The sequence below is a fragment of the Dokdonella immobilis genome (assembly GCF_900115085.1).
Taxonomy (GTDB): Bacteria; Pseudomonadota; Gammaproteobacteria; order Xanthomonadales; family Rhodanobacteraceae; genus Dokdonella; species Dokdonella immobilis.
In genome coordinates, this window is record NZ_FOVF01000032.1 from 40334 (window position 1) to 52040 (window position 11707).

At 66.3% G+C, this 11707-nt stretch carries 9 protein-coding genes; 5 read left to right on the forward strand and 4 right to left on the reverse strand.

The genetic code is table 11. The features are described from left to right. Positions 1–113: 113 nt before the first annotated feature. Entirely contained in the window at positions 114–452 is a 339-nt protein-coding gene (locus BM125_RS16770; protein ID WP_092410100.1) for a glutaredoxin domain-containing protein, read from the forward strand. Positions 453–582: 130 nt separating this feature from the next. Here BM125_RS16770 and BM125_RS16775 read toward each other — a convergent pair whose 3' ends face one another. After that, complete coding sequence (locus BM125_RS16775; protein WP_139225082.1) at positions 583–1467, reverse strand: SH3 domain-containing protein; 885 nt, start codon at positions 1465–1467, stop codon at positions 583–585. 671 nt (positions 1468–2138) lie between these two features. Between BM125_RS16775 and BM125_RS16780 the strand changes: the two genes are divergently transcribed. Further along, positions 2139–3068 (forward strand): M23 family metallopeptidase, encoded by a 930-nt coding sequence (locus BM125_RS16780; RefSeq protein WP_175498151.1) that lies wholly within the window; start codon positions 2139–2141, stop codon positions 3066–3068. Positions 3069–3134: 66 nt separating this feature from the next. Here the strand turns inward: BM125_RS16780 and BM125_RS16785 are convergent, their stop codons facing one another. The 3 genes from BM125_RS16785 to BM125_RS16795 are packed head-to-tail and all read right to left on the reverse strand — an operon-like array spanning position 3135 to position 7263. Further along, positions 3135–5438 carry a xanthine dehydrogenase family protein molybdopterin-binding subunit gene (locus tag BM125_RS16785; RefSeq protein WP_092410104.1) on the reverse strand — a complete coding sequence of 768 codons (2304 nt, stop codon included), beginning with the start codon at positions 5436–5438 and terminating at the stop codon, positions 3135–3137. Then, on the reverse strand, positions 5431–5904 hold the full coding sequence (locus tag BM125_RS16790; protein WP_092410106.1) for a (2Fe-2S)-binding protein: 474 nt from the start codon (positions 5902–5904) through the stop codon (positions 5431–5433). The genes BM125_RS16785 and BM125_RS16790 overlap by 8 nt, the downstream gene beginning before the upstream one ends. A gap of 57 nt (positions 5905–5961) precedes the next feature. Further along, on the reverse strand, positions 5962–7263 hold the full coding sequence (locus BM125_RS16795) for a cytochrome c (RefSeq protein ID WP_092410108.1): 1302 nt from the start codon (positions 7261–7263) through the stop codon (positions 5962–5964). 231 nt (positions 7264–7494) lie between these two features. Between BM125_RS16795 and BM125_RS16800 the strand changes: the two genes are divergently transcribed. The 3 genes from BM125_RS16800 (at position 7495) to pyk (ending at position 11070) form a co-directional block, all read left to right on the forward strand. Beyond that, positions 7495–8670 carry a phosphoglycerate kinase gene (locus BM125_RS16800; protein ID WP_092410110.1) on the forward strand — a complete coding sequence of 392 codons (1176 nt, stop codon included), beginning with the start codon at positions 7495–7497 and terminating at the stop codon, positions 8668–8670. Further along, positions 8667–9314, forward strand: coding sequence for an HAD hydrolase-like protein (locus BM125_RS16805; protein WP_175498152.1), 648 nt, complete (start codon positions 8667–8669; stop codon positions 9312–9314). Before BM125_RS16800 ends, BM125_RS16805 begins: the two co-directional genes overlap by 4 nt. 289 nt (positions 9315–9603) lie before the next feature. Next, complete coding sequence (gene pyk, locus BM125_RS16810; protein WP_092410112.1) at positions 9604–11070, forward strand: pyruvate kinase; 1467 nt, start codon at positions 9604–9606, stop codon at positions 11068–11070. Positions 11071–11707 lie beyond the last annotated feature (637 nt).

Sequence of the window (11707 nt, forward strand, 5' to 3'; positions counted from 1 at the left end):
TCAGGAGCGATCCGGGGCCGAGGCGGCGCCGGAAGCGGGAACCATCGGCCCGCGACGGACTCTGTTCAACGAAGCCGCCAGATGGCCGGCATCTCCAGAAGAGATCGTTCGTGATGAATCGGATCGTGCTGGCACTATCCATTGCCGGTTTTGGCGCGGCAGTCCTTCCTGCGTTTGCGGCGGGTGACGCCATGGCCAACGAGGTTCGCAAGCCCGCCGTCGAAATCGTGATGTATTCGACCAGGACCTGTGGATACTGCGCACAGGCCCGCGCCTGGTTCAGCGAGCATGACCTGAAGTGGGATGAGCGCGACATCGAAGCGTCCGCGCAGTCGCGCGACGAGTGGCGGAATTACGGAGGCGTCGGCACGCCGCTGATCCTGATCAACGGCAAGCCGTTCAATGGATTCGTCCCGGCCCGCCTCGAGCAGGAACTCGCCAGCTACCGCTGAGTCGAGGAAGCTCTCCACAACGTCGAGGAGAACTTCCTCCTGGTAGGGTGACCAATTCAGACAGCGAGGCGACAGCGCGGGCTCGTATCCCTCGCGCCGGCCGCCTCGCCGTGATGGATCTCACATCTAATCAGCGTTCGCGATTGCGATCCCGGCTGCCCTTGCTGTGCGACGATTTTCGCGCATCACCGTGCTGGCGCTTGCCGACCGAAGCACGTTGCCTTTTGCCGTGCTTGCGATCGGTGCTTGCATGCGCTGCACGCGAGCCTGAGCGTCCATGCATGCCTCCGTCGCGACGTGCGTTCGTCGTTCGCGTCATCCGCGTGTCGTGCCTGACCTGCCGATTGCCGCGATGGGCGACGCGGACGCTGGAGCGCTGGACGCTGCGGGTGGACTGGCGGTGATTGCCGTTGCGTGCCTGATGCTGGCCGCGTCCGCGATCATAGTCTCGCCGATCGTGCGCGGAGCTGCGATGAGCTCTGCGCCGCGAATCGTGGTGCCCGTCGCGACGACCATCATGGCGGCCGTCATGCCGAACGTCGTGGCGGTTCCCACTGCGACGATCCCAGCGATTGCCATGGTGCCGCGAATGCCGCGCGTAGTGGACGCCATGGTTGTACCAGCGGTCCCGATAGTGGTGATTCCGGTAGAAGGACCGATGGCTGTAGTGCCGACCCCAGTAGTCGCCGATGACGAAGCTGATGATCGGGATGCCGAGGCGCGCGCCGTAGTCAGGCAGGAACACGCGGTGGTTGCGGTAGACGTATTCGAGATAGTCGCCAGCGACCCAGCCGCGCTCGCCATAGGCAACCACGTCGCACCAGAGCCAGCCGTCGATGCAGCCCTGCACCGACACGGCCGTCCCTGCGGGCAGGGTCCGGATCAGCGGATAGTCGACGTCGGGCGCCGCGCGCATGTTGAGGTTGACCGTGGTGTACGCATCCTGCGCCCGGGCGGCCACGGATGCGGTGGCGAACAGTGCGGCTGCTGCCGCAAGCCATGCTAATCGTTTCATGGTTGGGGTCTCCAGTTCGGTTGAAGAAAGCGCCTGGACCGCCACTGACGGAATACACGCAGGTTGTGCAATCCGTTCTAGACCCGCCAACGTGAACCTCTCCTGATATCGGCATGACGTAACGTGACCGACAGGTGCGCCATGGCCGCCGATACCCACGGTTCGCTGCCTTGGCAAACGGGCGTCTGAAACTTCACATCCGTTCTTCGTGAGCCAGTCGAAGGATGAGCGGACAAGCCCGAGAACGCCCAATCGAGCAGGCCGTCGATCGCGCCCCTCCCAAGCCTCCTAAAGGAGGGGCTGATCAAGTAGCAAAGTCGTCATGGCGTTCAGAAGGTCTTCCACATGTGCCGCGTGGCGAAGTGAAGGCTGGTTGCCTTGGCGAGGCGCGCGGTGCCTGGGGGGAGCCTTCTGGACGCCACCTTTTCAGCATCCAATCAATCAGTCAGGCGACGCCTGCCTGCGCGCAGATCCTTGTTGCGTCGACTTGAAAGACGGCCAGTCTGTCTGCGTCGACGCGTCGCGATCTGCACACAGGCAGGCGTCGTGACGACTTTGCTACTTGATCAGACCCTCCTTAACGCATCCTGACGCGAGTAAACGCCATTGGGCCGCCGTTCCGAATGGGTCGGCTACGGTCCTCGTGTTCGCTGTCACGATGGAGGGGGATGATGAGCACGATACGACAGACCACGATTTTCCTTGCCCTCGGCGTGCTCTGCGCCGGAAGCGCGGTAGCCGCCAACACCGTCACCGCACCGCAGGGCGGCGTCGCGCGTTGGGCCGGTCTCGCCGCCAGCGAGTGCGGCATCTATGGCAAGCGCTACCCGGCGGTCGACGCGGTCTGCTACTACCCGGTCGATATCCGCACCAAGGTCGGCACGCACGAAATCGCGCTCTGGGACCAGGACGGCAAGCGCCACCTCGGCACCTTGCGCGTCGAGACGGCCGACTTTCCGGCCGTCGACATGCCGCTGCCCGAGTCGCTGGACCGCTACGTGCATCCCTCCGCGGAGGATACCCAGCGCGCCGTCGCCGAACGCGCCGACATCACGCCGATCCTCGGTGGTCGACTCGATGAATCCGCACACTTCTCGCTACCGCTCGGCGCCCCGGCCGCAACGCTTCCGAAAAGCGCGGACGATTTCGGCAGCGTGCGCACGTTTACCGAGGACCGCACGAGCCTGCATACCGGGCGCGATTACCCGGTCGGCGCCGGCAATGCCGTCAAGGCGGTCGCCGACGGTAAGGTTGTGCTCGCTGCCGATCACTTTTTCACCGGCAACGCGGTCTATGTCGATCACGGTGCCGGACTGGTCAGCATGAACTTCCATCTCTCCGAGCTCGACGTGAAGTCTGGCGATCAGGTCAAGCGCGGCCAGACCCTCGGCAAGGTCGGCGGTACCGGCCGGGCGACCGGTCCGCATCTTCATATCGGCCTGCGCTGGCTCGGCAAGCGTGTCGATCCGGCCCTGCTGTTCGCCAATCCGACATCGCTGCCCTCGGTCAGCGACACCCACGCCGAGGCCGAACAGAAGATCGACCGGGCCGAGCAGCGCGACCCGGACGAAGGCGAAATTCCAGTCGACGACGAAGGCTGAGCCCGGGGCTTGGAGGTCCTCCTGGCGCGTCCGTCAGGCGCGCGGCGGTGCCGCCACGGCGCGCGGTCAGGCCTTGGCGCTGCTTTTCAGGGCTGCCAGCACATCCGCCGGACGGATCGGAATATGCCGCAGGCGCGCACCGACCGCCGCGAAAATCGCATTGCCGATGGCCGGACCGACCACGGTCGTCGCCGGCTCGCCGAGTCCCACCGCAGTCTCGGTGCTCGGCAGGAATTCGATGTCGATCTCGGGCACGTCGGCCATGCGCATCGGCGTGTAGGTGTCGAGATTGCTGTCCTTGACCTGGCCATTGAGGAAGGTGGTGCCTTCGTGCAGGGCCATGCTCGCCCCCCACAGCGCGCCACCCTCGATCTGGGCGAGCGCGCCATCCGGATGCACGATGGTGCCGGCGTCGACGACGAGCGTGAGCTTCTGCAAGCGGACCATGCCGGTCGAGCGATCGACATGGACCTGGGCCACGCAGGCGATCCAGGTCGGCATGCCGCGTTCCTGGCCGAAGGTCGTGGCGAACCCGACCCCGGTATCGGCCGCCAGCGCGAGCTTGCCCCAGCTGGTCTTTTCCGCCAGGCGTCTGACCACGGCGGCCTGGCGACTCGCGCCGCCGACGGCGTTGGGCGCGCTGCCGGCGTTGCGGCCGGTCGCGTCGAGCAGGCGCAGGCGGAACGCGACCGGATCGACGCCAAGCTTGTGTGCGGCCTCGTCGAAGAAACATTCCGAGGCCCAGTTGGTCCAACCCGGACCAACCGAGCGCAGCCAGCCGGGGCGGAACGCGCGATTGGCCATGTCGTTGGAAATCGCCCGTACGCGTTGCGCACCGACCGTGTACCAGCTGTCCGCGCCGGAGATCGAGAATGGATCGTAGGGCTGGTCGTTGAGACCCTTCGGCATGAACGACGGCACCATGACCTGGGTCGGCCAGCCGGCGGCGGCATCATGCTGCATGGCGGTGACCTTGCCCTCCTTGTCGAAGGCCATGCGCACGCGCTGGATCGAGGGCGAGCGGATTGAATCGAAATGCACGTCGTCGGCGCGCGTGCAGACCATCTTGACCGGCTTGCCGAGGGCCTTGGCGGCCAGCGCCGCCGGCACCGCGTAGTCGCCATTGAGGCGGCGACCGAAGCCACCGCCGAGTCGATAGGTGCGCATGACGATCTTGCTCTCGTCGACGCCGAGGGCCTTGGCCAGCACCGGCAGGATCAGGGTCTGCCACTGGTTGCCGGTGTGGATTTCCCAGATGCCGTCCTTCTCGAAGGCCAGTGCGTTGATCGGCTCGAGTGCGAAATGCAGCACGCTGGCGGTGGTGTAGGTCTGTTCGAGGGTCGAGTCCGCGCTCGCAAAGGCGGCATCGACGCCCTCGTCGTTGAAGACCATGGCGCCGGTGCTCGCATCGGCAATGAGCTCGGCGCCGTGGTCGAGGATGTCCTTCTCGGAAATGCCGACGGTGTCGTCGTTGGTCCATTCGACCTTGACCCGTTCGACCGCGCGATTGGCCGCATCGAACGAGTCGGCGAAGACCATGACCCAGCCCGGCACCGTGCCCGACGGATCGTCGAGCACGAGATGGCCCAAGTAGCCCATGACCTGCTTGGCCGCCGAATCATCGACCGACACCACGTTCGAGCCGTTGCGTGTCGGTGGAATCACGGGCCGTGCGTGGACCATGCCTTCGACGCTGGCATCGATGCCATACAGCGCCTTGCCATCGGTCTTGTCGGGGATATCGATGGCCTGCGTGTCGTGGCCGACCAGGCGGCGCTGGTCCGGCGGCTTGACCGGCATGGCCTTGAGTTCGTCCGCGGAGTAGCTGCGGCTGAGCTTGCCGCGCCTGACGATGTCGGCGTAGGAGATCGATTTCGCGCCGGCACTCACCACGCTGGCGCGCGCCGTGCAGGCCGAGGCAGCGACACCGAGCAGGCGCGCCCCTTCCGCGATCAGGGCCGTGCGCGCGGCGGCGCCGGCCTGGCTCAGCGGGGTGAAACTCTGCCAGACCGACCAGCTGCCGCCGGTCACCATGGTGCCCCATTTCGGATCGGAGTCGACGTGCTCGATGCGCACGTGGTCCCAGTCGGCCTCGAGCTCGTCGGCGAGGATGCGCGCCAGCGCGGTGCCGACGTGCTGGCCCATCTCGGCGCGGATGATGTTGACCGTGATCGTTTCGTCGGGGGCGATGCGACACCAGAGGTTCGGCTCGTAGGCACCTTCTGCGATCGTCTTGTCAGGATCGGTCGCGGCGAGTCCGTTGCGGGCGAAGGCCAGCATGAGCCCGGCGCCCGCGGCGCCGATCAGGAAGCCGCGGCGCGACATCGCGAACGTGGACGCATCGTCGGCATGTTGCCGCAGCTTACTCATGGCCCGCCTCCTCGCCCATGCGCGTGGCCGCCAGCTTGATCGCGGCGCGGATGCGCCGGTAGGCCATGCAGCGGCACAGGTTGCCGTTCATGACCGAGTCGATGTCCTTGTCGGTGGGTTGCGGAAAATCCTGGAGCAAGGTCGCGGCCTGCATGATCTGGCCGGACTGGCAGTAGCCGCACTGCGGCGCCTGGGTCTCGATCCAGGCCTGTTGCAGCGGGTGCTGGCCATTCGGGTCGAGGCCCTCGATCGTCGTGATCGCGGCGCCGTCGGCGGCTGCGGCCGGGAGGATGCAGGAACGCACGGCGCGGCCGTTCAGATGCACCGTGCAGGCGCCGCACATGCCGATGCCGCAGCCGAACTTGGTGCCGGTCAGTCCGAGCTGGTCGCGGATGACCCAGAGCAGCGGCGTTTCCGGATCGACGTCGAACGAGACGTCGCGTCCATTGAGTTTCAATGTCGTCATGGTGGGCTGACTCCCGTGCTGCGAACGATCAGGGCGAAGGGGAATAGGCGGCGCTGGTCACGAGCCGGAACCGCCCTGGCGCACCGCGGCGATGCGCGTGGACAGATCGGTCCACGCCGGCTTGTCGGTCATCGTGTCGCGCAGATAGGCCGCGATCGCCGCGATTTCGGGATCGCTCAGGGCCCGGTCGAACGGCGGCATCATGGCGCCGGGAATGCCTTCGCCAATTCCGACGCCATGCAGCACGACGCGTATGAAATTGGTCGGGACGGCTTCGCTCAAGGCACTGTTGAGGGCCAACTCGGGGCGCAGCAGGGCAGGCGGATGGGCGCTGTTGTAATGACAGGCGGCGCAGGCCGAGCGGTACAGGTCGGCTCCTTCGTCATAGCGGGCGCGTGGATCTGGTGCCCCGGATTCGACGAGCGTGGCCAGGCGTGCGTTCGACTCGGCACTGCGTGCGTCAGATCCGTTGACCTCGGCGAAGTAGGTCGCAAGCGCATGGATGTCGCTGTCGGGAAGGGCCGAAAGACCCTCGTGCACGACCTCGGACATCGGTCCGGCGGCAACGCCGTGCAGGGCCGTGCCGCCGCGGCGCAGGAAGCCGAACAACTCGTCGGCATTCCAGGCCAGCGGCGCCGCCTGGGCGGCGTTCAGCGCCGGAGCCGTCCAGCCATCGATGAAGGCGCCGGCGTATACGTGCTCGCCGGACTTCTCCGCGCCGAGCGCATTACGCGGGGTGTGGCAGGCACCGCAGTGACCGAGACCTTCGGCCAGGTAGGCGCCGCGGTTCCATTCCTCGCTCTTGCCGGCGACCGGTTCGAAGCGGCCCTGATCGAGAAAAAGCAGCTTCCAGCCCGCCTGCAGGGCACGGATGTTGAGCGGGAATGGCAGCTTGTTGTCCTTGGCCGGAGCACTGACCGCGGCCTGGCTCATCAGGTAGGCATACAGCGCGGCAACGTCTTCATCACTCAAGCGGGTGAAGTGATCGAACGGGAATGCCGGATACAGTTCCGAGCCGTCGCGCGCGATGCCCTCGCGCATGGCGCGGGCGAATGCGGCCTCGGACCAGGTGCCGATGCCGGTGGCCGGATCGGGCGTGATGTTGGTCGAATGGATCGTGCCGAATCCGGTCTTCAGCGGATAGCCGCCGGCATTGCGCGCGCCGCCCTTCGCTGTATGGCAGGTGGCGCAGTAGCCCGCGCTGGCGAGCATCTCGCCGCGCTGCACCTGGCCGGCATCGAATGATGCGGCTGCCGGCGGTTCGATCGGCTCGTAGGATGGGTGCCAGGCGAGGACGAAGACCCCGGCGATGCCGACCACGATCAGGGCCAGCAGGAAGAGGATCACGCGCTTGAACATGGACGGCCTCCGCGTTGCGTGAACTGGGGCGATCCGACGGCTGTCGGATAGGGCATTGCCGCGACAGGCCCTAAAGGGTACTCCCGTTCCGACTCCAATGCCCGTCATGCTCGGTGCGCGGACAGGATCGCGTTCATCTTGTCGACATCCGCAGGGGCGACGGCATTGCAAAGTCTCCGGCGCGCCGCTGTAATGTCGGGCTGCCACTCCAGCCCACTGCAAGGACCTCCGATGCCGATCATCCGCATGAGCGAACTCGACCTGCGCGGCAAGCGCGTGCTGATCCGCCAGGATCTCAACGTGCCGATCGAGGACGGCAGGATCACGTCCGAGCAGCGCATCACGGCCTCGCTGCCGACGCTGAAACTCGCCCTCGAGAAAGGTGCGACCGTGCTCGTGATGTCGCATCTCGGCCGGCCCAAGGAGGGCGCCTGGAGCGAGGCCGATTCGCTGGCCCCGGTCGCTGCGCGCCTCGCCGAACTGCTCGGTCGCGAGGTGCCGCTGGTGCGTGACTGGGTCGATGGCATCGATGTCCCCGATGGCGGCATCGTCCTGCTCGAGAACTGCCGCATGAACGTCGGCGAAGCGAAGGACGACGAAGCGCTATCGCGCAAGTACGCCGCACTCTGCGATGTCTTCGTCATGGACGCGTTCGGCACTGCGCATCGTGCCCAGGCGTCCACGCACGGCGTGATCCGCTACGCCCGGATCGCCGCCGGCGGCCCGCTGCTGATGGCCGAACTCGATGCGCTGGCCAAGGCGCTCGAGTACCCGGCGCGCCCCCTGCTCGCGATCGTCGCCGGCTCGAAGGTCTCGACCAAGCTGACCCTGCTCGAGAATCTCGTCGACAAGGTCGACCAGCTCATTGTCGGTGGCGGCATCGCCAATACGTTCCTCGCCGCCGCCGGCTTCAAGGTCGGCAAGTCGCTGTGCGAACCGGACCTGATCGAAACGGCGAACCGGATCAGCGCAGCGGCACGCGCACGCGGCGGCCAGGTGCCGATTCCGGTCGATGTCATCGTCGCGCCGCGCTTCGCGGCCGACGCGCCGGCCACGGTGAAGGCGGTCGCCGATGTCGGCGACGAGGACATGATCCTCGACATCGGTCCGCAGACCGCGGCGCAGTACGCGGCACTCATTGAAAGGGCCGGTACCGTGGTCTGGAACGGCCCGGTCGGCGTCTTCGAGTTCGATGCATTCGGGCATGGTACCGAGGTGTTAGCGCAGGCCATCGCCAGGTCGCCCGCGTTCTCGATTGCCGGCGGTGGCGACACCCTGGCCGCGGTCGACAAGTACGGCATCGCCGACAAGGTTTCCTACATCTCCACCGGCGGCGGCGCGTTCCTCGAATTCCTCGAAGGGCAGGAGCTGCCTGCCGTGGCCGCCTTGCGGGCACGCGCGGTTTGAACGGGCGCCCGCGCCTGGTCCTGTTCGACCTCGACGGCACCCTGATCGACTCGGAGATCGGCATCACCGGCTCGATGACGCACGCCCTGCGCGCGCTCGATGTCGAGCCGCCGCCGCGCGAAGTACTGCGCAGCTGGATCGGGCCGCCGCTGCATGCCTCGTTCCCGCAGGTGCTCGGCGCCGACAGCGAGCGCGTCGATCTGGCCGTGCAGCACTACCACGAACGCTTCGACGCCATCGGCTGGAGCGAGCATGTCGTCTATCCGGGCATCGTCGAGCTGCTGGACGAGCTGCACGCGCGCGGCGACCGCCTCGCCGTCGTCACGAGCAAGGTCGTGACGCAGGCCAGGCGCATCGTTGCACATCTGCCGTTCGGTCACCGCTTCGATGCCGTGTTCGGGCCGACCCCGGAGACGCGGTCGAGCACCAAGGCCATGCTCGTCGCCGAAGCCTTGCGCACGCTCGATGGCGACCCATCGAAGACCGCGATGATCGGTGACCGTCGCTACGACATCGAAGGGGCCCGCGCGAACGCTGTGCGTGCGGTCGGCGTTCTCTGGGGTTTCGGCAGTACCGACGAACTGCGCAAGGCCGGCGCCCATGCGATCGTCACGGCGCCCGGCGAGCTTCTGGCAGCGCTCTGAATCCAGCGGGTGCTGGATACGCCCCAAGCTCACTTGCGCGGCAGTCGCTGCGCTGGACGGACCGCGCCGCGGCTGTTGTGGAGTGCTCCAGTCCTGGTCCGCCATGTCGCGGTTGCCCTTCGCCCGGATGACGCTGATGGAATTCGAGGGAATGTCGCGCAGGACATTTCCCTGCTGCGTCCTGACCGACAAGACAGGATGCAATGAATAGGTTTGCATTGATCGGCTTCGCACATCTTCCCGGCGACCAGCTGTGATAGGTTCACGCGCTGGAAACAGGAGCCGATGGATGTCCGAACAACTGCGCCGTACCCGCATCATCGCCACGCTCGGCCCGGCCACCGATGCGCCAGGCATGCTCAAGAAAGTCCTGGCCGAAGGTGTCGACGTGGTCCGCCTCAATTTCTCGCACGGTCATCCCGACGATCACCGCGCACGGGCCGCGGCGGCGCGTGCTGCCGCCGCCGAACTCGGGCGTGAAGTGGCCGTGCTCGGCGACCTGCAGGGGCCGAAGATCCGCGTCGAACGGTTTGCCGATGGCGCGGTGCACCTCGAAGTCGGTGCGCGCTTCACCCTCGACTGTCGCGCCGATGCGCCGCCCGGAGACATCGAGCGGGTCGGCGTCGGTTATCTCGATCTCTGGCGGGATGTGAAGCCAGGCGACCTGCTCCTGCTCGACGACGGCCTGATTGCGCTCGAGGTCGTCGACGTCGCCGTCGAACAGGTGCATTGCCGCGTGACCATCGGCGGCCGCCTGTCCGATCGCAAGGGCATCAACCGCCAGGGCGGCGGCCTGACCGTCGCCGCGCTGTCGGACAAGGACCGCCGCGACATCCAGCTTGCCGCCGAACTGCAGGTCGAATTCCTCGCCGTCTCGTTCGTGAAGAGCGCGACCGACGTCGAGCAGGCGCGCAGGTTGCTGCATGAAGCCGGTGGCGATGCATCCATTGTCGCCAAGATCGAGCGCACCGAGGCGATCACGGCGCTCGGCGAGATCATCGACGCGAGCGACGTCGTCATGGTCGCGCGTGGCGATCTCGGCGTCGAAATCGGCGATGCCGAACTGCCGGGCCTGCAGAAGAAGATCATCCGCGAAACCCTCGAACGCAGCCGCGTCGTCATCACGGCGACTCAGATGATGCAGTCGATGGTCGAATCGCCGATCCCGACCCGGGCCGAAGTGCTCGATGTCGCCAACGCCGTCATCGACGGCACCGATGCGGTCATGCTCTCGCAGGAAACCGCCTCGGGCCGGCATCCAGACAAGGCCGTGGCCGCCATGCGTCGCGTCTGCCTCGGTGCCGAGCGCCAGTTCGAACCACCCTCGGATGTCGCGCCGGGCGCGCGCGTGCTCGATCGCACCGACCAGGCGATCGCGCTGGCGACCATGTTCCTTGCCGATCGCATCAGCGTGCGCGCGATCGTCGCCCTGACCGAATCGGGCGCGACCGCCCGCTGGCTCTCGCGACACCGCTCAAGCGTGCCGATCTACGCGCTTTCGCGCAACGGCCCGGCGCGTCGGCGCATGCTGCTGTTCCGCGACGTGCATCCGATCGAATTCGATCCGCATGACGTCGGCCCGACCCAGGCCGGGCGTGCCGCGATCCAGCACCTGTTCACTCTCGGCCACCTCGCCGAGAACGACCGTGTGATCCTGACCACCGGCGACCATACCGGCCAGCTCGGCGGAACGAACACGCTCAAGTTGCTACGTGTCGGGGCGAATGGGTTGGCGGAGGGGTTGGGAGACCTCTGATGGGTCCCTGGCCGAAGGGAGAGCGTACCTGAGCATTAGATGACTCTTTGCATGGTGATCCGGCACGGCACGGTGATGCTGGCCGGGACTTTGATATCGAAGAGCAGTTGCGTGCACGCTCCGGGGGACGTTCGTCCCAATCCGCCGAATCACGATGGTTTGCCTTGGGCCTTCTCGTGGAGGTAATGGTTTTCACTCGCCGTCGGCGAGCGAGTCACTCCGATTCCACGGTAGGAGCGCCTTCAGGCGCGATGCCTTTCCGCACGATTCGAACATCCACGCCGTTGTCCCTATGCAGGCAGGGATCCAGTAACAGTGCTTGTCGCTCTGTTCGACATCGCTTCGCGGCGCATGCCTGAATCCAATGCAGAGCTTTCACTCGCCCGCGGCGAGCGAGTCACTCCGATTGCACTGTAGGAGCGCCTTCAGGCGCGATGCTTTCCTGCACGCTTCGAACTTCTACATCGTCGTCCCTGTGCAGGCAGGGACCTTATGACTCGGCTTCTGCGCATGTTCGTGCATCGCTACGCGGCGCGAGATGTGTCGATCCAGTGCCAAGCTTTCACTCGCCTTCGGCGAGCGAGTCACTTTCTCTTGCGTGGCCAAGAGAAAGTAACCAAAGAGAAGGCCACCCCAA

Excerpts from the sequence above, each read along its gene's own strand:
- BM125_RS16770 (WP_092410100.1), top strand. The coding sequence starts at position 114 with ATGAATCGGATCGTGCTGGCACTATCCATTGCCGGTTTTGGCGCGGCA.
- BM125_RS16775 (WP_139225082.1), bottom strand. The coding sequence starts at position 1,467 with ATGAAACGATTAGCATGGCTTGCGGCAGCAGCCGCACTGTTCGCCACC.
- BM125_RS16780 (WP_175498151.1), top strand. The coding sequence starts at position 2,139 with ATGAGCACGATACGACAGACCACGATTTTCCTTGCCCTCGGCGTGCTC.
- BM125_RS16785 (WP_092410104.1), bottom strand. The coding sequence starts at position 5,438 with ATGAGTAAGCTGCGGCAACATGCCGACGATGCGTCCACGTTCGCGATG.
- BM125_RS16790 (WP_092410106.1), bottom strand. The coding sequence starts at position 5,904 with ATGACGACATTGAAACTCAATGGACGCGACGTCTCGTTCGACGTCGAT.
- BM125_RS16795 (WP_092410108.1), bottom strand. The coding sequence starts at position 7,263 with ATGTTCAAGCGCGTGATCCTCTTCCTGCTGGCCCTGATCGTGGTCGGC.
- BM125_RS16800 (WP_092410110.1), top strand. The coding sequence starts at position 7,495 with ATGCCGATCATCCGCATGAGCGAACTCGACCTGCGCGGCAAGCGCGTG.
- pyk (WP_092410112.1), top strand. The coding sequence starts at position 9,604 with ATGTCCGAACAACTGCGCCGTACCCGCATCATCGCCACGCTCGGCCCG.